The 17,818-nt window shown below is 70.4% G+C and carries 21 protein-coding genes and 1 tRNA gene; 9 read left to right on the forward strand and 13 right to left on the reverse strand.

What is annotated here, in order from left to right:
• Positions 1–124: 124 nt before the first annotated feature.
• A complete protein-coding gene (locus ACIBQX_RS10830; protein ID WP_397002935.1) occupies positions 125–1,240 on the reverse strand; it encodes an epoxide hydrolase family protein in 1,116 nt (371 codons plus the stop codon).
• Between the two features lie 62 nt (positions 1,241–1,302).
• On the opposite strand from ACIBQX_RS10830, the gene ACIBQX_RS10835 reads away from it, so the two are divergent.
• On the forward strand, positions 1,303–2,310 hold the full coding sequence (locus tag ACIBQX_RS10835) for a helix-turn-helix transcriptional regulator (RefSeq protein WP_397002937.1): 1,008 nt from the start codon (positions 1,303–1,305) through the stop codon (positions 2,308–2,310).
• A gap of 10 nt (positions 2,311–2,320) precedes the next feature.
• Entirely contained in the window at positions 2,321–2,578 is a 258-nt protein-coding gene (locus ACIBQX_RS10840) for a hypothetical protein (RefSeq protein WP_397002939.1), read from the forward strand.
• An 82-nt stretch (positions 2,579–2,660) separates the two neighbouring features.
• Here ACIBQX_RS10840 and ACIBQX_RS10845 read toward each other — a convergent pair whose 3' ends face one another.
• Genes ACIBQX_RS10845 through ACIBQX_RS10860 form a run of 4 tightly spaced genes read right to left on the reverse strand, consistent with a single transcriptional unit; the run spans position 2,661 to position 5,032 of the window.
• A complete protein-coding gene (locus tag ACIBQX_RS10845; protein ID WP_397002940.1) occupies positions 2,661–3,071 on the reverse strand; it encodes a type II toxin-antitoxin system VapC family toxin in 411 nt (136 codons plus the stop codon).
• On the reverse strand, positions 3,068–3,388 hold the full coding sequence (locus ACIBQX_RS10850) for a type II toxin-antitoxin system Phd/YefM family antitoxin (RefSeq protein ID WP_397002942.1): 321 nt from the start codon (positions 3,386–3,388) through the stop codon (positions 3,068–3,070). Before ACIBQX_RS10850 ends, ACIBQX_RS10845 begins: the two co-directional genes overlap by 4 nt.
• A 55-nt stretch (positions 3,389–3,443) precedes the next feature.
• The gene (locus tag ACIBQX_RS10855) at positions 3,444–4,355 is read right to left on the reverse strand and encodes an ROK family protein (RefSeq protein WP_397002944.1); all 912 of its coding nucleotides are present in this window, start codon (positions 4,353–4,355) and stop codon (positions 3,444–3,446) included.
• Complete coding sequence (locus ACIBQX_RS10860; RefSeq protein WP_397002946.1) at positions 4,352–5,032, reverse strand: N-acetylmannosamine-6-phosphate 2-epimerase; 681 nt, start codon at positions 5,030–5,032, stop codon at positions 4,352–4,354. The genes ACIBQX_RS10855 and ACIBQX_RS10860 overlap by 4 nt, the downstream gene beginning before the upstream one ends.
• 105 nt (positions 5,033–5,137) lie before the next feature.
• Here ACIBQX_RS10860 and ACIBQX_RS10865 point away from each other — a divergent pair, with 105 nt between their 5' ends.
• Positions 5,138–5,863, forward strand: coding sequence for a GntR family transcriptional regulator (locus ACIBQX_RS10865; RefSeq protein ID WP_397002948.1), 726 nt, complete (start codon positions 5,138–5,140; stop codon positions 5,861–5,863).
• Here ACIBQX_RS10865 and ACIBQX_RS10870 read toward each other — a convergent pair.
• The 5 genes from ACIBQX_RS10870 to ACIBQX_RS10890 form a co-directional block, all read right to left on the reverse strand.
• Positions 5,851–6,327, reverse strand: a complete 477-nt coding sequence (locus tag ACIBQX_RS10870; RefSeq protein WP_397002950.1) for a GNAT family N-acetyltransferase — start codon at positions 6,325–6,327, stop codon at positions 5,851–5,853. The genes ACIBQX_RS10865 and ACIBQX_RS10870 overlap by 13 nt on opposite strands.
• A 239-nt stretch (positions 6,328–6,566) precedes the next feature.
• Positions 6,567–6,643 (reverse strand) — tRNA-Met (locus ACIBQX_RS10875).
• 53 nt (positions 6,644–6,696) lie between these two features.
• Entirely contained in the window at positions 6,697–8,679 is a 1,983-nt protein-coding gene (locus tag ACIBQX_RS10880; protein WP_397002952.1) for a GTP-binding protein, read from the reverse strand.
• A gap of 172 nt (positions 8,680–8,851) precedes the next feature.
• A complete protein-coding gene (locus ACIBQX_RS10885; protein WP_397002954.1) occupies positions 8,852–9,427 on the reverse strand; it encodes an HD family hydrolase in 576 nt (191 codons plus the stop codon).
• Positions 9,428–9,533: 106 nt separating this feature from the next.
• Entirely contained in the window at positions 9,534–11,027 is a 1,494-nt protein-coding gene (locus tag ACIBQX_RS10890) for a hypothetical protein (protein WP_397002956.1), read from the reverse strand.
• A 272-nt stretch (positions 11,028–11,299) separates the two neighbouring features.
• Here ACIBQX_RS10890 and ACIBQX_RS10895 point away from each other — a divergent pair, with 272 nt between their 5' ends.
• On the forward strand, positions 11,300–11,767 hold the full coding sequence (locus tag ACIBQX_RS10895; protein WP_397002958.1) for a hypothetical protein: 468 nt from the start codon (positions 11,300–11,302) through the stop codon (positions 11,765–11,767).
• Positions 11,768–11,894: 127 nt separating this feature from the next.
• Positions 11,895–12,218 (forward strand): putative quinol monooxygenase, encoded by a 324-nt coding sequence (locus ACIBQX_RS10900; protein ID WP_397002960.1) that lies wholly within the window; start codon positions 11,895–11,897, stop codon positions 12,216–12,218.
• A 3-nt stretch (positions 12,219–12,221) separates the two neighbouring features.
• On the opposite strand, the gene ACIBQX_RS10905 is transcribed toward ACIBQX_RS10900, so the two are convergent.
• Positions 12,222–12,671, reverse strand: a complete 450-nt coding sequence (locus ACIBQX_RS10905; protein WP_397002962.1) for a VOC family protein — start codon at positions 12,669–12,671, stop codon at positions 12,222–12,224.
• 136 nt (positions 12,672–12,807) lie between these two features.
• Between ACIBQX_RS10905 and ACIBQX_RS10910 the strand changes: the two genes are divergently transcribed.
• Positions 12,808–13,692: an alpha/beta fold hydrolase gene (locus tag ACIBQX_RS10910; RefSeq protein WP_397002964.1), complete on the forward strand. Its 885-nt coding sequence runs from the start codon at positions 12,808–12,810 to the stop codon at positions 13,690–13,692.
• Complete coding sequence (locus tag ACIBQX_RS10915) at positions 13,689–14,180, forward strand: GbsR/MarR family transcriptional regulator (protein ID WP_397002966.1); 492 nt, start codon at positions 13,689–13,691, stop codon at positions 14,178–14,180. The genes ACIBQX_RS10910 and ACIBQX_RS10915 overlap by 4 nt, the downstream gene beginning before the upstream one ends.
• On the opposite strand, the gene ACIBQX_RS10920 is transcribed toward ACIBQX_RS10915, so the two are convergent.
• Positions 14,159–14,713 carry a CGNR zinc finger domain-containing protein gene (locus ACIBQX_RS10920; protein WP_397002968.1) on the reverse strand — a complete coding sequence of 185 codons (555 nt, stop codon included), beginning with the start codon at positions 14,711–14,713 and terminating at the stop codon, positions 14,159–14,161. The genes ACIBQX_RS10915 and ACIBQX_RS10920 overlap by 22 nt on opposite strands.
• Before the next feature lie 91 nt (positions 14,714–14,804).
• Here ACIBQX_RS10920 and ACIBQX_RS10925 point away from each other — a divergent pair, with 91 nt between their 5' ends.
• Positions 14,805–16,118 (forward strand): MFS transporter, encoded by a 1,314-nt coding sequence (locus tag ACIBQX_RS10925; RefSeq protein WP_397002970.1) that lies wholly within the window; start codon positions 14,805–14,807, stop codon positions 16,116–16,118.
• Entirely contained in the window at positions 16,112–16,951 is an 840-nt protein-coding gene (locus tag ACIBQX_RS10930) for an alpha/beta fold hydrolase (RefSeq protein WP_397002972.1), read from the forward strand. The genes ACIBQX_RS10925 and ACIBQX_RS10930 overlap by 7 nt, the downstream gene beginning before the upstream one ends.
• Before the next feature lie 260 nt (positions 16,952–17,211).
• On the opposite strand, the gene ACIBQX_RS10935 is transcribed toward ACIBQX_RS10930, so the two are convergent.
• The gene (locus ACIBQX_RS10935; RefSeq protein ID WP_397002974.1) at positions 17,212–17,802 is read right to left on the reverse strand and encodes a hypothetical protein; all 591 of its coding nucleotides are present in this window, start codon (positions 17,800–17,802) and stop codon (positions 17,212–17,214) included.
• Positions 17,803–17,818: the final 16 nt, after the last annotated feature.

Raw genomic sequence — 17,818 nt, forward strand, 5'->3', positions numbered from 1 at the left:
TGGCCAGGACTCGAACGTTAGGAAGCCGGAGTTACGCACACCGACGATCCGTGGCTGTGCGGGCGTTACATGTAACTCACCCGCGCAACACGCAATACATATGCGTCACGGCGGAAACATGTTGTTAATCCAGCGTTCTGAAGAAGGCCCGGACGTCGGCGACCAGTGCCTCGGGCCGCTCCATGGCCGGGAAGTGGCCGCCCGTGGCGAACTCCGTCCAGTGCACGACGTGGTCGGTGCGCTCGGCCAGGCTCCGCACCGGCCGCACGTAGTCGTGGGCGAAGACGGCCACGCCCACCGGGATGGGCGACCGCTCCGGCATGGTCCACGCGTGGGCGAACTCCCAGTAGAGCTGCGCGGCGGAGTCGGACGTGTTCGTCAGCCAGTAGAGCGAGACGTTGGTGAGCAGCCGATCCCGGTCGACGCCCTTCTCGGTCCAGTCGTCGAACTTCTCCGCGATCCAGGCGAGCTGCCCGGCCGGCGAGTCCGCCAGCCCGAACGCCAGTGTGTGCGGCCGGGTCGACTGGATGGCCATGTATCCGCCCAGCTCGCCGGTGAACCGCTCCAGCCCTTCGAGCCTGGCCTGGTCGGACTCGCTCAGCCCGTCGAGCTCGCCCGGCTGCCCCGAGGGAAAGGTCATCAGGTAGTTCACGTGCACGCCGATCAGGTGCTCGGGGTCGGCGAAGCGCAGCTCCCTGGCCACACCCGAGCCCCAGTCGCCGCCCTGCGCGCCGTAGCGCTCGTAGCCGAGCCGGGCCATCAGCGTGGCCCAGGTCCGGGCGATGCGCGCGAGCGTCCACCCGGTGCCGGCCAGCGGGGCGGAGAACCCGTAACCCGGCAGCGACGGAATGACCAGGTGGAAGGCGTCGGCCGGGTCGCCGCCGTGCGCCCGCGGGTCGGTGAGCGGGCCGATCACGTCCAGGAACTCCACGACGGAGCTGGGCCAGCCGTGCGTGAGGATCAGCGGGGTCGCGACGGGCTCGGGTGAGCGTACGTGCAGGAAATGGATGTCTTGGTGGTCGATGGTGGTGACGTACTGGGGGTGGGCGTTGAGCCGCGCCTCGTGCTCGCGCCAGTCGTAGCCGGTGGCCCAGTGGTCGGCGAGCTCGCGCAGCCGCGCGGCGGGCAGACCGCGCTCGCCGCCCGCTCCCGGCGTCTGGACGGGCAGCCGGGTACGGCTCAGCCGCTCGCGCAGGTCATCGAGGTCAGCCTGGGGGATGTCGATGCGGAAGGTCCTCATGGACGGAACGTTCGCAGCAATAGCGGCAAGCTTCTTGCCGGGATGGCCGTGAGAATGGAGGAATGCTGGAGACCTCCGCACGGCTGCTGCGCCTGCTGACGCTGCTGCAGACCCGGCGCGACTGGACGGGCGCCGAGCTGGCGGCGCGGCTGCGGGTCAGCCCGCGCACCATCCGTTACGACATCGGCAAGCTGCGCGACCTCGGCTATCCGGTGCACGCCGCGCCGGGGGTGGCGGGCGGCTACCGGCTGGGCGCGGGGGCCGAGCTGCCGCCGCTCCTGCTCGACGACGACGAGGCCGTGGCCGTCGCCGTGGGGCTGCGCACCGCCGCCGGAGGCACGGTCGACGGCATCGAGGAGGCCTCGCTGCGCGCCCTGGCCAAGCTCGAACAGGTGCTGCCGTCCCGGCTGCGCACGCGGGTGCGGGACCTGCACGGCCACACCGTCTCCCTCGCCACCGGCGGGCCCGCCGTCTCGGCCGACACCCTCACCGCCATCGCCGCCGCCTGCCGCGACCACCACCGGCTGCGCTTCGACTACCGCGCCCACGACGGCACCGACCGGGCCCGCGACGCCGAGCCGTACCGGCTGGTCCACACCGGGCGGCGCTGGTACCTCATCGCGTGGGATGTCGAGCGCGCCGCCTGGCGCACCTTCCGGGTCGACCGGATCACGCCGCGCGTGCCGTCAGGTCCCCGCTTCACGCCCCGCCCGTCGCCGCCGGCCGACGTGGTGCCCAAGGGCGTGGACACCGCCCTGTCCCGCTACCGCGCCACCGTGACCGTACGCGCCCCCGCCGACGTCATCACCGCCCGGGTCCCCGCCTCCGTCGTCGTCGAGCCGGTCGACGACACCAGCTGTCTGGTGCGCGCGGGCGCCGACACGCCGATGCGACTGGCCCTCCACGTCCTCATGCTGGACGCGGACTTCCACGTCGAAGGCCCGCCAGAGCTGCTGGACGCGCTGCGCACCCTGTCGGTCCGGGCCGGGGGTTATCGGCTCCAACCTGGGGTAACAGCAACTCAGCAAGGGGGGAATCATGATCAAACAGCTCCACAAGATGGGCATTAAGTCAAATCACATGTACCTCGCTGGGATCGGGTCGATCGCCCTTTCCTTCGCCACTTGGTTCGCCTCGAAAGAGGGCGAACCAGCCGGGATCGACCGGGCCGACCGGTGGGGGATCTTCGTAGGCCAGTGGGCGCCGACCTTCTTCGCCATGGGGGTCGCGCTCCGCATCGAGGAGACCCACCAGGGCGAGGAGGACATGCCGGAAGGCATGCGCGGCGAGTCCACCCATCGCACCACCGACCGGATACGCGCCGGCACCGGCGTCTGACCACCACAAGCCCAGGCCGCAGGCCGCGTCAGGGGGACGCGTCCTGCGGCCTGTCATCTCGCCGGCCGTTGATACCGAGGATTCACTTCGGGCGGGTGACCGGGGCCACGGAGAGGAGGTGGTCCAAGCCTGTGAAATCCTTGGGGTTGCAGGTATAGAGCGGGAGTTGGTTGGCGATGGCGACGCAGGCGATCATCAGGTCGGCGGTCCGAGGGCGCGGCTTCCTACCCGAGGCGATGACCGCGGTCCAGAGCTGGCCGTATTCACGGGCGGCTGTCTCATCGAAAGGCAGCGGATCGAACTCGGCTTCAGCGGTCTGAAGAATCTTCATTCGCTGTGCCAGTTGCTGCGGCCCTGAGGCCACCAGGACGCCGGCCGACAACTCCGCGGTCGTGATGGCACTGATCATCAATTCATCAGGCAGCTCGTCGGGATCGATACCAGCGCGCAGGATGAGGATGTTGGTATCGAGCAGCCCCGCAGCATGCGTCATTCCTGCCCCTCCGCGAACTGGCCCCTGCCATAGGCGCGCTCGTAGGGATCATAGAACTCGTCGTTGACGTGCCGGTCCATGTCCCGCCGATAGTCGCGGTCATCCAAACGAGGCATACCGCGAGATACGGCCGCGAATTCGGCGCGAGAGACAGCGCGGCGTCGGCGGCGAATGGGAACGAGGTCACCGATATGGTGACCGTTTCTGGTGACGGCATACTGCTCGCCACGTTCCAGGCCGTCCATGATCTCAGCTGACCGATTACGCAGGTCACGCTGGGAAATCAGATGCGAAGGATCGTAGTCCGGAGTGCTCACACAGCGATTCTAACGCGCGAGTGCTACCGTGTGCCATGAGATAGCACCACTGCTCTCACCTCGAGTGCAACGCGGACAACCCGGCGCCGACGAGGCCGGCCCTCTCTCCCAGGACGGCCACCCGGATCAGGACGGCGCGCGACCCGGGAAGCGCCTCGGCGCGGAAGGCCCGGCGCATCGGGCCCAGCAGCAACGAGCCGAGTCCCGACACACCGCCGGCGATCACGATCACGTCCGGGTCCAGCAGGTTGGCCGCGCCCCCGAGCACACGCCCCAGGAGACCTCCGGCCGTCGTGATCGCGTGCAGGGCCTGCGACCGCCCCGACCGGGCCAGCGAGGCGATCTCTCTCAGTCCCGCCGCCTGCCCTGTCAACTCCCTGAACGAGCGCTCGATCGCCGGTCCTGACGCATGCGCCTCCACATGGTCGAACGCACCGCAGGAGCACCTGCGCCCGGCGACGACCGGCGCCGGCACGTGACCGATGGCGCCCGCCGTCCCTGACCGGCCCGTCACCGTCACGCCGTCGGCCACGAGCGCGCCGCCGATGCCGGTGCCGACCGCGACCACGAGGCCGGTCCGCGCACCGCGTGCGGCGCCGATGCGCGCCTCGGCCGTGCCCGCCGCGTGGCAGTCGTTGACCACCTCGGCGGGGAGCCCCAGGCCGCGCTCGGCGATGCCCCGGACATCGGTGCCCGCCCAGCCCCTCAGCAGGTCGGTGGCCCCGGCGATGCGGCCGGCCGGGTCCACCACGCCCGCCGTCGCGATGCCGCACGCCACCACCCGGTCACCGCCGAGGTCGCGCAGCGGGCGGGCGCAGCCGAGCACGGCCGCCATGATCGCCTCGCCGCCTTCGGCCGCAGGGGTGGCCGTCCTGCGCCGCTCGTACAGGCGCCCCTCGGCGTCCACCAGCCCCGCAGCGATCTTGGTGCCACCGATGTCGACGGCCACCGCCAGCGGAGTCGTCATCGGGAGCCGGCCGGGGTCGCCGCCGTCAGCCGGGTGGTGATGGCGACCGGGTCGGTGATGGCACCGCCTACCACGACGGCCCACGCGCCCGCCTCGAACGCCTGCCGTACCTGCTCCGCCGTGCGGTAACGGCCCTCGGCCACCACGCGGACGCCGCGCGCGGCCAGTGCCCCCACCAGGGCGATGTCCGGATCGTCGGGCGTGGGCAGCTGCCGGGCCGTGTATCCCGACAGGGTCGTCCCGACCACCTCGGCCCCCGCCTCCCACGCCGCCAGTCCCTCCTCCTGGGTGGAGACGTCGGCCATCACCCCGACGCCCAGCGACTCGTGGACGGCGGCGACCAGCGCTCCGGAGGCGGGCGACTCGTGGGTCAGGTCGATGGCGATCAGGTCGGCTCCGGCCACTGCCAGGTCCTCGGCCAGGGCCAGGGTCGGCGTGATCAGGTGGCGGTGGGCGTACGGGATCTTGTGCAGGCCGATGATCGGCAGCGCGGTGCGCTGCCGGACGGCGCGGACGTCCTCGGCGGAGTTGATCCGCAGCGCGGAGGCGCCGCCGAGCTCGGCGCACCGCGCGAGCCGGGCGATGGTGGCCGCGTCCCTCAGCGGATGTCCCTCGGGCGCCTGACAGGAGACGACGAGCCCGCCGCCCATCCGTTCCAGCACGGAGACGGTCCCCATACATGCCCAATCTCAGAGATTTTGCCCGATTTCTCCATAAATATGGAGAGATATGATGTGATTGGTATAGCCCAATTCTGATCGGCCGGTCAAGCGGGAGGTCCCATGACTGATGGTGGCGTGGCGCGTGGCCCGGTCAAGTCCACCGAGCTCCGCCGGCACCTGCGCACGCTCCTGCGCGAACGGCTCGCCCCGCACGACCGGCTGCCCACCGAGCGCAGCCTGGCCGAGGAGTTCTCGCTCAGCCGGCTCACCGTCAGGCGCGTGCTGGACGAGCTGGAGCTGGCGGGGCAGGTCTACCGCGTGCAGGGCTCGGGCACGTTCGTGAGCGAGCCGCGCATCGCCAAGTCCGTCGAGCTGACCTCCTTCAGCGCGGACATGCGCGCCCGGGGCCTGGCCCCGGGCTCGCTCGCCGTCACCGTCGAACGGGTCCCCGCCGGGGCGGAGGTCGGCTACGCGCTGCGGATCAGCCCGTCGGAGGAGGTGCTGCGCGTCCGCAGGGTGCGCACCGCCGACGGCGAGCCGATCTGCCTGGAGGACGTCCGCCTGCCCACCGCCCTGGTGCCCGACGACCTGGGCGAGGCGCTGCACGGCTCCCTGTACGAGGAGCTGAGCGGCCGGTACGGCCTCGTCCCCCACCGGGCGGAGCAGACGATCACGGCGACGGTGCTCGACCAGGACAGCGCGCAGGCCCTGAAGGCGCCGCCGTTCTCACCGGCGTTCCTGGTGCGGCGCACCACCTTCGACGCCCGTGGCCGGGCCTACGAGCGGGCCGAGTCGCTCTACCGAGGCGACCGCTACGCCTATGAGCTCACGATCTATCGGACCTGACCGCCGAACCGCCGCAACGGCTCCCCGGCCAGCCGGTAGCGGATCCAGTCGCCCTGCGGCTTCGCGCCGATGGACTCGTAGAAGTCGATCGCCGGGGTGTTCCAGTCGAGCACCGACCATTCCAGCCGCTCGTACCCCCGCTCGACGCTGATCCGGCCCAGCTCCGCCAGCAGCGCCTTGCCGTGCCCGCCGCCCCGGTGCTCGGGCCGTACGTAGAGGTCCTCCAGGTAGAGGCCGCGCGTGCCGGTCCAGGTGGAGAAGGTGAGGAACCACAGCGCGAAGCCGACCACCTCGCCGTCGCTCTCGGCGACGTGCGCGAAGACGGACGCCTGCTCCCCGAACAGGACCTCCCGCAGCTGCTCCTCGGTGATCTCCACCTCGTGCAGGGACTTCTCGTAGTCGGCCAGCTCGCGGATCAGCTTGTTGATCACGGACACGTCGTCAGGGGTGGCGTAGCGAATCATGCGCCACAGGTTAGATGACCCCTGGACCGGTTCCGGTCACAGCAGCAGGTTGACGACCAGCGTCAGCAGGATCGACAGCACGATGGACAGGATGATCATCGTCACGCAACCGGCCGCGCCGCCGAGCGGTCTGACGTCCCAGTTTCCGAAGCGCATGGCGGACGCCTACCCACGCCGGGCGAGGTCACCACCGGATACGCGAAACGCCCTCCGAGAAGATCCTCAGAGGGCGTTTCGTTTGGTAGCGGGGGAAGGATTTGAACCTACGACCTTCGGGTTATGAGCCCGACGAGCTACCGAACTGCTCTACCCCGCGTCGACTTCTCCTTAAATATAGCGCACTCCTGGACCGTACGAACCACGAAGCGACTAGACCTGCCGCAGGACGTGCAGCAGATACTCCTTGCGGCTGAGCGGGTCGTGGTCGGTCCGTGGCCGGGCGGGCACCTGGCCGCGAACCTCCTGGTAGTGGTCGAAGGCGCTCTCCAGGACGCCCTCGCCTCGGGTCAGCGACGGCAGCCGCTGCTCCAACTCGTGCACCCTGGCCGCCGGGATGACCCCTTCCACCAGGTAGGACGCCCCCTGCGGCGTGGACGTCCCGGGGACGGCGCCCAGGCGGGCGAGCACGGGCAGCACCGTGCCGAACAGGTCCTCGGGCAGGTCCAGCCGGAAGCGGTGCATCGGCTCGTACACCCTGGTGCCGGCCCGCCTGAGCGCCTCCATCAGCACCAGCGGCGTCAGGTTGCGGAAGTCTCCCGCCGTGCTCGACATGCTCTTGTCGAACACCGCGTGCGCGTGGCTCTGCCGGGGCCAGTAGCCGGTGTGCGTGAGGATGACCGCGCAGTCGGTGACCCGCCACCCGTGCAGCCCCTGCAGCAGGGTCTCCCGGACGGTCTCCTCGACGGCCCTGATGAACGTGTACGGCATCGAGCCGAGCTCGACCTCCAGCCTGAAGTCCACGCCGGAGCCGGTCGGGGCCGGCTCGACGCGCAGCCCGACGGTGGCCAGGAACGGGTTGGGCGGCTTGGCGATGAACTCGGCCGCCGCGCCGGTGCCCGCGGGCCGTTCGACGTGGATGGTGGTCGTCTCGCGGAAGGTGACGTCGAGGCCGAACTCCTCGGCCAGCGTCGCCTGGATGACCTCCTTCTGCACCTCGCCGTACAGGGAGACGGACGTCTCCTGCCTGATGTCGTCCTGGCGCAGGTCGATCAGCGGGTCCTGCTCGGCGAGCTGGGAGAGCGCGACGTGCAGCGCGCCCTTGTCGGCGGGCCTGGCGGGCACCACGACGGTCTCCAGCGTCGGCGGGGCGAAGTGGCGGCGCCCGGCGGGCGCATCGGTGCGCGGCAGGCCGAGCTCGTCGCCGATCCTGATGTCGCCGAGTCCCCACAGCTTGCCGATCTGTCCCGCCTCGACCGAGGAAGCCCGTACGACCGCGCCCCGGTCGAAGACGCGGACGGCGGTGACCTTCCCTTCTTTGTCCCGGAACGGCACCTGGTCCCGCAGCCGGATCGTGCCGGCGAACATCCGCACGTAGGCGATCTTCTCTCCGGCGGGCCCGCGCTCGACCTTGAAGACGGTGCCCGAGGGCGGGCCGCCGGGGTCGCCCGCCACGCCGGGCAGCAGTTCCCTGATCCCGGCGATCAGCTCGGCGATCCCCGCCCCGGTGATCGCCGAGCCGAAGAGGATCGGCTGCACCAGCGCCCGCCGTGACTGCGCGGCGAGCTCGTTACGGAGCCTGCGGGGCGAGATGGCCTCCGTGCCGTTCACGTACGCGGCCAGGAGGGCGTCGTCGTGGTCGGCGAGCACGCTCAGCAGGTCGTCGCCGGCGACGCCGCCGGGGAAGGGCAGGTAGCGGGCGTCGCGGGCGCCGAGGCCGGTGACCGACCCCATCGCGACGGCCGCCGGGGCCAGCCTGCCGCGGATGCTCCGCACGACGCGCTCGGCCTGGGCGCCACGACGGTCGATCTTGTTCACGAAGATGAGCGTGGGGACGCGCAGCCGGCGCAGCGCGCGCATGAGCACACGGGTCTGCGCCTGTACGCCCTCCACGGCCGAGATGACGAGCACGGCGCCGTCGAGCACGTTCAGCACCCGCTCCACCTCGGCGATGAAGTCGGGGTGGCCGGGCGTGTCGATCAGGTTGACCGTCACGTCGTCGAGCGGGAAGGAGACGACGGCGGACTTGATGGTGATGCCGCGCCGACGTTCGAGCTCCAGGGAGTCGGTCTGGGTGCTGCCCTCGTCGACGCTGCCGATCTCGTCGATGACCCCGGCGGCGTGCAGCAGCCGCTCGGTCAGACTTGTCTTACCGGCGTCGACATGCGCCAGAATTCCTAGGTTGAGCGATTTCACTAAGCGCCATGTCCTCTGAGTGGATGGTCATTCTCAGCTGGTCAGACATGAACGCTGCGCGCATCGCTGCTCCTCGGTCGATCGATGATGCTCCGGTAGTGCAACAGATCGACGCCCGCCGGGACAACGGGTTTTCGGCGGCCATGGGCGTCACCCCTGGCCGCCGGCCGCCTCAGTCGCCGTTGAGCACCGGCATGATCCAGTCCAGGGTGCCCGTACGCAGAGCCTCCTCGGCCAGGCGCTTACCCGTGGGGGTCCTGAGCGCGGCCAGGGAGCTGTCGATCCACGGCTGCACGTTCTGGTGCCCCTGCTCGCGATACTCGACCGCCTGGATCAGGCACTCCAGCTTGTCGGCGTCCCGCGCGCACACGGCCTCCAGGCTGGTCTTCTCCTCGTACTCGCCGACCGCGCCGCGCACCATCTCCGCCACCGGCGCGGGCAGGCCGCGCATCTGGTCCGCGCTGACCTCCTCGTTCGGGGCGGCCTTGAGATAGCGCTTGCCGATGTACGGGATGTCGGTGATGCGGGTCTCCTGGGTGTCGTGGAACAAGCTCATGAACGCCGCCCGTTCGGCGTTGGCGCCCTCCAGCTTGGCGATGACGCCGGCGATGACCGCCGTGCGGAAGGAGTGATCGGCGATGCTCTCCGGATCACGTACGCCCGCCACCAGCCACCCGGTGCGCTTGTACCGCTTGAGCAGCCCGAACTCGTACAGCACACCGGCCACTCCCGCCAGTTCGTCCGTCACGAAGATCCCCCCTTGACCTCGTTACACCATTTCGCCAGCGTAGACGAGGTGTACCCACTGGACCGGGCACCGGACACCCATGTCCTGGGCTCACCTCGCCCCGCAGTCAACGTCCGCCGGCGGGCGCGAAGCGCGCCTTCCACCGGCCGGTCAGCACGACCTCGTCCCAGTCCCGGGCGTAGCGCGGCAGCGGCAGGTCGGTGTAAACCATGACCAGCCGGTGCCCGCCCTCCGCCAGTTGCCGGACCCGGGTCGGCGTCCGGGAGGCGAACCCCTGGATGACGCCCTGCGACTCACAGCCGAGCAGGTAGCCGATCTGCACGCCGGACTGGCCGTACACCAGGCAGGGCGGGCGCACCCCGAGCCGGCGCAGCTCCTCGGTGGCCCGCCCGATCGCCTGCCTCGTCTCCAGCGTGTTGCCCGCCATCTTGTACGCGTACGCGCCCTGGAGCGCGAGGTGGGCGAGAACTCCGGCGGCCATCACCCCCGCCACGGCCCCCCGCCACCGGCCGTCTCGACCGAAGCCGTCTCGTCCCAAGCCGTCTCGTCCCAGGCCGGTGGCGGCCACCGCGACGGGCAGCGCCAGCAGCGCGTAGGCCGGCATCAGGAAGCGCGGCGCCGCGTAGCCGACATAGAACAGGTACGGCAACGCCACCGCCAGGCCGGTCACCGCGGCCAGCACGACAGGTCCCGGCCGGTGCGCGCGCCAGGCCACCCACACGCCGAGGACGGCCGTCGCCGGGATGGCCAGCCACCACACCAGCGCGATGGGCGACACCTCCCCGCACCTCACCCCGAACCTGCACAGCGAGGGCCCGTCCAGCGCCTGGGCGTGCTCCAGCACGGAGACGGTCAGCCCGGTCAGGTTGGCCTCCTCCGCCGCCCGCAGCCGCTCGGCCACGCCGCCGAACCGCGTCAGCGCCTCCACCAGCCACTGCCCCCACCCCACGGCCAGCCCGGCGGCCATCGCCACCAGGGCGAGCAGCCGCCGCCGGTCGGCGGCGACCAGCGCCGCCACGCCCAGCGGCACCGCGAGGAACAGCGAGTCCGACGGCCGCAGCAGCGACACCAGGGCCAGCGACGCGCCCAGCCCGACCAGCGCCCCCCGGGAGCGGCCGAGCAGCGCGAAGAACCCGGTGGCCGCCACCGCGCCGAGCGCGACGTACAGGTTCGGCATCGCCTCGTTGCCGTAGAACAGCGACAGCCAGCACGCGCCGAACAGCAGCGCGGCCAGCGGCACCGAGCGGTCGGCGCGCACCCGTAGCCAGACGTAGTACGCGCCGAACAGGGCGAGCGAGGAGAGCAGCGTCAGGTACAGCCGCAGCGCGAACACCGAGTCCGTCACCGCCACCACCGGCGCGACCAGCAGCGGCACCCCGCGTGCCCGTGGCGCGCTGAAGACCGCGGGCGGCGCGTGGCCGGCGTACTGGCTGGCGTAGACCGTCTCGTCCCAGCCGATGCCCATCCAGGGCGAGACGATCACCAGTTGCGCCACGCCGTACAGCACGCTGACCAGCGCGAGCAGGAGCACCGGGCCGGGCGCGGACCTCGGCCGGGCGACGGCGGCCGCGAGCACCCGTGGGCGGCGAGTGACGGTCATGATGGGCTCCGAAGATCGACGGAGCCGGGGTCATACCCTCGGCCTCAGCGCCTAAGACCTGGTCAAGCCCGGTTTTACGGCGTGCTGATCAAGACGCTGCCCGCTCGTTCCCTGGCATCGGTCTCTGTGGCGCGACGATCCCGGGGAACGGCCGTCGAGCAGGCCCTGCCGAGCGGCGGCGTGGCTCATCCCCCGTCGCCACCTGATCGACATAATGAGAAGAACAGCACGCTCAGCACAGGTGTCCCGGCCACGGCCGGCAGGAGGAAGAGATGCGTGCCCTCATGGGAATGGCACTCGTCGCGGCCCTCGCGATGGGATCCGGTCCGGCGGCCGAGGCGCGCACGGAACCGGCGGCCACCAACGATCCGCCGCCGAAGGACTGGAAGAAGCTCACCTCCCTGCGGGTCCTGCCCGAGGCGCCGCGCCAGAACAACATCGTCCGGATCTTCGCGCACTGCCCCGTGACGGCCAACCACGCGATCATCGGCTCCACCGCCTTCGCCCTCAAGGGCTCTCGGCGGCTCTACCGGGAGGTGGGTCTGGGCCTCTCCGACCGGGGCCTGGGCCGGCGCGGCGCCGTCATCTCGTATTACGCGCTCCTGGGCCATCACGAGGTGCGGATGACGTGCGTGAAGGTCACCATCGACCCCAAGACCCGCTTCCGGAAGATCCGGGAGATCAGCCGGTGCACCGTTCCTCTTACCGTGCGCAGGTTCCGGCTCGGCCAGTTCACCTGAATCGCTCGGGCGGAACCATCGGGATGATGCTGGTCAAGCCCGGTTTCACGGCGTGCTGATCAAGACGCCGCCCGTTCGTTCCCCTAGCATCGGTGTCTGATTCGCTCCCCGAGAAGAGAGAGGCCCGATGATCTTCATCACCGCGAAGTTCCGTGTCCGGCCGGAGTCCGCCGACCGGTTCGGCGAGATCACCGCCGAGTTCACCCGGGCGACCCGCGCCGAGCCCGGCTGCCTGTGGTTCGACTGGTCCCGCAGCCTCGACGACCCGGCCGAGTACGTCCTGGTCGAGGCCTTCCGTGACGCCGACGCCGGCGCGGCGCACGTACAGTCCGAACACTTCCGCACCGCGCAGCGGACCCTGCCGGGCCACCTCGCCGAGACGCCGCGGATCGTCAACGCGACGATCCCGCAGGACGACTGGTCCCTGCTCGGCGAGATGGCGGTCGACTAGGCGCTACGAAGCGGCGGCGTCCAGGAGTCCCTGGACGCTGATCTTCTTCATGCCGAACATGGCCTTCATGACCCGCTCGGCCGCCGCCGGGTCCGACGTGCTCATCAACCCGGGCAGGGCCTTCGGGATGATCTGCCACGACAGCCCGTACCTGTCCTTCAGCCAGCCGCAGGGCCCCTCCTCACCGCCGTCGGCGAGCTTGGCCCACAGCTCGTCGACCTCCTCCTGCGTCTCGCAGTCCACGTACAGCGAGATCGCCTCGTTGAAGGTGAACTGGGGGCCGCCGTTGAGCGCGATGTGCTCCTGCCCGGCCAGCGTGAACGTCACGGTCATCGCCGCCTCGCCGGCGCGCTGCACGTGCACGATCTCGGAGTTCGGGAAGAGTGAGGTGTAGAAGGTCGCGGCCTCCTCGGCCTGGTTCTCGAACCACAGGTAGGTCTTGATCTTCTGCATGGTGATGTCCTTCACGCTCGCTGTCCGTTCTTTCACAGACGCGTCGTACGGCCTCCCACCGGATCGACACACGACCCAGAAGTTTTTTCATGAGCCATGTTGCAGTAAATACTGCAATTACCGTAATAATAGGACCATGGACGACCTCGGCGAGAGCACGTACGTCCCCCAGCCCGAAGGGAACCTGCACGTCATCACCCGCGGCGAGGCGGGCACGCCGGTGGTCCTGCTCAGCGGCGCGGGCGTCGACAACGCCGTGCTCAGCTGGCGGCACGCCATCCCCGCCCTGGCCGCCGAGCACCGCGTGTTCGCCCTCGACTGGCCCAAGCAGGGCGGCAGCAAGCCCTGGACCGGCACCGCCGGCCACGAGCGGATGCTCGGCTGCGTCACGGCCGTGCTCGACCACTTCGGCCTCGACCAGGCCGCGCTCGTCGGCCTGTCCCAGGGCGGCGCGATCACCCTCGGCTACGCCGTCGAGCATCCGGAGCGCGTCTCACGCATCGTCGCCCTGGCTCCAGCGGGCGTCATCTCCTTCCCGCCCGTCGTCCATCAGCTGCTCTGGGTCACAGCCAAGTGGTCCCTGCTCAACCGGACGCTCCCGTCGCTCGTCTTCCGCAGCCGCGCCGCCTGCGCGTGGTTCGCCCGGCGCGCCCTCTTCGCCGGCGGCCACGTCGACGACTTCGACCAGATCGTGGACGAGTACCACGCCGACGTCCTTGCCAACGGCGCCGGCTCCTCCGACTGGCAGAACGGCTCGATCGGCTCGCGCCGGATGCGCGTCGACCTCCGTCCGGACCTGCCCAGGATCGCCTGCCCGGCGCTGTTCATCCAGGGCAGCGGCGATGTGGGCGTCAACCCGGAGCACACCCGTGCCGCGGCGGAGGCCGTACCAGGAGCGAGGTTCGAGCTGATCGAGGGCGCGGGACACTGGGCGAACCGGCAGGCCCCAGAACGGATCAACACCCTCATCGCGGACTTTCTCCGTCAATCACCCGGCTCTCCGGCAACAATGGGATCATGACCGAGCCAACGAACGCCGAGCTCGACTTCGTCGACGACGTAGCGGCCTTCTTCACCGAGGAGGGCCTGCCGCACATCGCCGGACGGGTCGTCGGGTGGCTGCTCATCTGCGACCCGCCGGAGCAGAGCGCCGCCCAGCTCGCGGACGCCCTGCAGATCAGCCGCAGCTCCATCAGCTCCACGATGCGCCTGCTCACCCCGAGCGGCCTGGTGGAGGGCTTCCGCAAGCGCGGCGAGCGGCAGGAGTACTTCCGCATCGCCGCGGACGGCTGGAGCCGGATGCTCGCCTCCCGCTACGCCAAGACCTCGGCGTTCCGCGAAGTGACCGAACGCGGCCTCGCCGTCCTCGCCGACGCCGCCCCCGAACGCACCGCGCGCCTGGCCGGCGTCGCCGAGCTGTACCGCTTCCTCGAAGCCGAACTCCCCGCCCTCTGGATCCGCTGGGAGCAGCACCGGGCGACCCTGACTCAGGACGAGCGCCCCGCGTAGTAGCGGCGCGACTTGTCGCGGCTGCCGCAGGTGGTCATGCTGCACCACCGGCGGCGACGGTTCTTGCTGACGTCCAGGAACACCCAGCAGCACGACGGGCACGAGCCGAGCCGATCCAGCGGCCCGTGCGTGAGCAGCTCGACCGCCGAGGCCGCGACCTCCCACAGCAGCACCCGCACCGTACGCGGCGCCCCCCAGGCCAGCCGGAAGACCCCGTCGGCCTCCTCCAGCCCGCCGTGGGCGACGCCGTCGCCGTGCACCGCGAGCACGGCGCCGAGATCCGGCCGCGACGCCCTGTCCCCGTGCGCCAGCGCCTCGAACACCCGGAACACCGCCTCCCGCAGCCGCCGGGCCTCCGGCAGGGCCGCCGCGAGCCCGTCCGGGTCCTCGATCGGGCGCCCGGCCGCCGCGCTCCAGGTCATCGCTTCCTCCGGCGTGCCCAGCCAGTCACGCCGGGCGACCGGACGGGCGTTGACCGTGTTATTGGCGAAGTCCAGGCAGAGCGCGTTCCCCACCAGCTCGATGTCCGTCATGCCTCCACTATCTCACCGATCAAACACGGTTGACAGGTCAAACGATCCGAGCAAGGCTATTACCGATCAAACACGTTTGAGAGGTAAGAACATGTATCCGAGCTCGTTGGGCCGGCCGTTCAACGCGCTGTGGTTCGGCACCGGCGCCGCGAACCTCGGTGACGGCATGGCGCTGTTCGTCCTCCCCCTGCTCGCCATCGCGGCGGACGCGTCGCCGGGCGGGGTGGCCGCCGTGACGGCGGCGCTCACCCTGGCCTGGCCGGTCTTCGGCCTGCACGCCGGCTGGATCGTGGACCGCGTGGACCGCCGGCTGCTCCTGACCGGCGTCAACCTGGTCCGCGCCCTGATCCTGACCGCCCTCACCGCCGGCCACCTCACCGGCGCCCTGTCCCTGCCGCTGATCCTCGCCGCCGCGGTGCTCCTCGGCGTGGCCGAGACCCTGGTGGACACCGCGCTGACCTCCACCATCCCGATGGTCGTCCAGCCCACCGGCCGGAGCAGCGCCAACGCCCGCATCGAGGGGACGGTCAACGTCACCAACCAGCTCGCCGGCCCGCCGCTCGCGGGCCTGCTGGCGGGCATCACACTCGCCCTGGCCACCGGCGCGAGCGCCGCCCTCTACGCCCTGGCCGTCGCCGGGCTCGCGCTGATGACGCTGCGCCGCCGCGCCCCGGCCACGCACGTGACCTCCGGGAGCGTGGTCGCCGGCTTCCGGTACCTGTGGCGGCAGCCGGTGGTCCGCACCCTCACCCTCTTCACCGCCGTGATGAACATCCCCTGGGCGGTCGCGACCGCCCTGCTCGTCGTGTACGCCGTCACCCCCGGCCCGCTCGGCCTCAGCACCGCCCAGTACGGCCTGGTGCTGACCGCGATGGCCGTCGGCGGCCTGCTCGCCTCGGCGGTGGTCGAGCCGTTGCGACGCCGCTTCGGAGTGACCAGACTGCTGATCGCCGACGCCGCCGGGACCGTCCTGCTGGTCGCGCCCGTGGCCTTCGGCGGACCGGTGTGGACCGTGGTCGCGGGCGCGGTGATCGCCGGGGCCGGATCCAGCGTCTGGCGCATCCTGGTGGCCACGATCCGCCAGAACCTGTCCCCACCCGACCTGCTGGGCCGTGTCTACTCCGCGTCCCGCGTGCTCAGCTGGGGCGTGATCCCCGCCAGTGCGGCGGTGGCCGGACTCGGCGCGGAGCTCTGGGGTGTGCGGGCGGTCTTCGCCCTCGCCACCGCCCTCGCCGTCGCCATCCTGGCCGCCTTCATCCCGTACGCTCTCCGTACCGACCTCTCCACGGCCATCTCCCCCGTCATCCCACCGGCCGTCTCATCGGACGTCTCACCGGACGTCTCACCGGACGTCTCACCGGACGAGAATCGTCAGACCCGGACGCTACGCTCGCCGACGTGCTGACAGAGAGCGACATCGAGCTGGCCGACGGCCACACCCTGCACACCTACGACACGGCCCCGGGCGACACCACACGCCTGGCCGTCTTCTGGCACCACGGCACCCCCAACCTCGGCAGCCCGCCGGCGCCCCTGTTCCCGGCCGCCGACCGCCTCGGCATCCGCTGGATCTCCTACGACCGCCCCGGATACGGCGGATCCACCCCACATCCGGGCCGGGACGTGGCCTCGGCGGCCACCCACGTCGCCGCCGTCGCCGACGCCCTGGGCATCGACCGGTTCGCCGTCTTCGGCCATTCCGGCGGCGGCCCCCACGCGCTCGCCTGCGGCGCCCTGCTCCCCCACCGCGTCCTGAGCGTGGTCAGCGTCTCCGGGATGGCGCCGTACGACGCGGAGGGGCTCGACTGGTTCGCCGGCATGACGCCCTCCGGCGCGGCCGCCCTGCGCGCGGCCGCCGAGGGCCGCGCCGCGAGGGAGGCGCACCAGGCGAGGGCCGAGTACGACCCGGAGATGTTCACCCCGGCCGACCACGCCGCCCTCGCCGGCGAGTGGTCCTGGCTGAACAGCGTCGTCGGCCCCGCCGTGGCGGCGGGCCCCGCCGCCCAGATCGACGACGACCTCGCCTACGTCGCCCCCTGGGGATTCGACCCCGCCCAGGTGACCGCCCCCGTCCTGTTCCTGCACGGCAACCAGGACCGCGTCATCCCGTGCGCGCACGGCCAGTGGCTCGCCCGCCGCTGCCCGGCGGCGCAGCTCCGCCTCACCCCGGGCGACGGCCACATCTCGGTCCTCAACTCGGCCGCCTCAGCTTTGGACTGGCTCCACGCCCAGAGCTAATCCTCCTTATTAAAACAGGGATGGATACTCCGCACCGGAGGACACTGGGGCAAATTGTACTGTCCATTCCTAGATGGTGGATGCATGACAATCCCGGTCAGCGGCACGCCCAAGCTCCCCGAAAGACATGCACGCGACATTATGACCAGAGCGCGACGGTGTCCCCTGCCGACCGGAGATCCCCGCCGCAGCCTTACCGGCCTCAAGCGCACCACCGAACTCCAGGAAGACTGTTGACGTTCGTCAACAGCTGCCGGAAGCTAGTTGTAAGGTGGCCGACCTTCGTGGTGGCGGGCACTGACGTTGATGACGATGAAGCGGTGGCCACACTTATGGAGCAGCTCGATGCCATGCTTTTTCGAGGAGCCGGTGTTGATCTGCTCTCCGTCGTCATCGACGGGGAGAACGCCATTGATGCGGCTCGCCGCGCCTATATCCTTGCCCGGATTCATGCTCCAGAAATTGTCTTCATACGCCTCGACCGCGATCTCGTCGGGATACCTGAGATCTCCGAGCGGACCGGAAGATCGCGCCAGAATATCGCTCAACTCGTCACAGGTGAGCGACACACCGACGCGCCGCCTTTCCCTCCAGCCGAAGGGGTCATAGGCCGCACACGGGTATGGCTTTGGGCTGAGATAAGCACCTGGTTGAAGCAACTTGGCATAGACGATGGCCTTGCCCGCCCCACTCGCGAGGAGATGTCGGAAATCGACTACAGGCTCCACAAGGGTGATCTCCGAACATTCCAGCGGGCCGAGGAGAGCCGGCCACCGCAGAAGAACCGCTGTGCGACAGGAAACACTCGCAAAGAAACGACCATATAATCGGGCGATCGGGAACAGCGCCATAGAACGCGATGAGGCG

Source organism: Nonomuraea sp. NPDC049714, from assembly GCF_044465295.1.
Taxonomy (GTDB): domain Bacteria; phylum Actinomycetota; class Actinomycetes; order Streptosporangiales; family Streptosporangiaceae; genus Nonomuraea.

Excerpts from the sequence above, each read along its gene's own strand:
- ACIBQX_RS10830 (WP_397002935.1), bottom strand. The coding sequence starts at position 1,240 with ATGAGGACCTTCCGCATCGACATCCCCCAGGCTGACCTCGATGACCTG.
- ACIBQX_RS10835 (WP_397002937.1), top strand. The coding sequence starts at position 1,303 with ATGCTGGAGACCTCCGCACGGCTGCTGCGCCTGCTGACGCTGCTGCAG.
- ACIBQX_RS10840 (WP_397002939.1), top strand. The coding sequence starts at position 2,321 with ATGTACCTCGCTGGGATCGGGTCGATCGCCCTTTCCTTCGCCACTTGG.
- ACIBQX_RS10845 (WP_397002940.1), bottom strand. The coding sequence starts at position 3,071 with ATGACGCATGCTGCGGGGCTGCTCGATACCAACATCCTCATCCTGCGC.
- ACIBQX_RS10855 (WP_397002944.1), bottom strand. The coding sequence starts at position 4,355 with ATGACGACTCCGCTGGCGGTGGCCGTCGACATCGGTGGCACCAAGATC.
- ACIBQX_RS10860 (WP_397002946.1), bottom strand. The coding sequence starts at position 5,032 with ATGGGGACCGTCTCCGTGCTGGAACGGATGGGCGGCGGGCTCGTCGTC.
- ACIBQX_RS10865 (WP_397002948.1), top strand. The coding sequence starts at position 5,138 with ATGACTGATGGTGGCGTGGCGCGTGGCCCGGTCAAGTCCACCGAGCTC.
- ACIBQX_RS10870 (WP_397002950.1), bottom strand. The coding sequence starts at position 6,327 with ATGATTCGCTACGCCACCCCTGACGACGTGTCCGTGATCAACAAGCTG.
- ACIBQX_RS10890 (WP_397002956.1), bottom strand. The coding sequence starts at position 11,027 with ATGACCGTCACTCGCCGCCCACGGGTGCTCGCGGCCGCCGTCGCCCGG.
- ACIBQX_RS10895 (WP_397002958.1), top strand. The coding sequence starts at position 11,300 with ATGCGTGCCCTCATGGGAATGGCACTCGTCGCGGCCCTCGCGATGGGA.
- ACIBQX_RS10900 (WP_397002960.1), top strand. The coding sequence starts at position 11,895 with ATGATCTTCATCACCGCGAAGTTCCGTGTCCGGCCGGAGTCCGCCGAC.
- ACIBQX_RS10905 (WP_397002962.1), bottom strand. The coding sequence starts at position 12,671 with ATGCAGAAGATCAAGACCTACCTGTGGTTCGAGAACCAGGCCGAGGAG.
- ACIBQX_RS10910 (WP_397002964.1), top strand. The coding sequence starts at position 12,808 with ATGGACGACCTCGGCGAGAGCACGTACGTCCCCCAGCCCGAAGGGAAC.
- ACIBQX_RS10915 (WP_397002966.1), top strand. The coding sequence starts at position 13,689 with ATGACCGAGCCAACGAACGCCGAGCTCGACTTCGTCGACGACGTAGCG.
- ACIBQX_RS10920 (WP_397002968.1), bottom strand. The coding sequence starts at position 14,713 with ATGACGGACATCGAGCTGGTGGGGAACGCGCTCTGCCTGGACTTCGCC.
- ACIBQX_RS10925 (WP_397002970.1), top strand. The coding sequence starts at position 14,805 with ATGTATCCGAGCTCGTTGGGCCGGCCGTTCAACGCGCTGTGGTTCGGC.
- ACIBQX_RS10935 (WP_397002974.1), bottom strand. The coding sequence starts at position 17,802 with ATGGCGCTGTTCCCGATCGCCCGATTATATGGTCGTTTCTTTGCGAGT.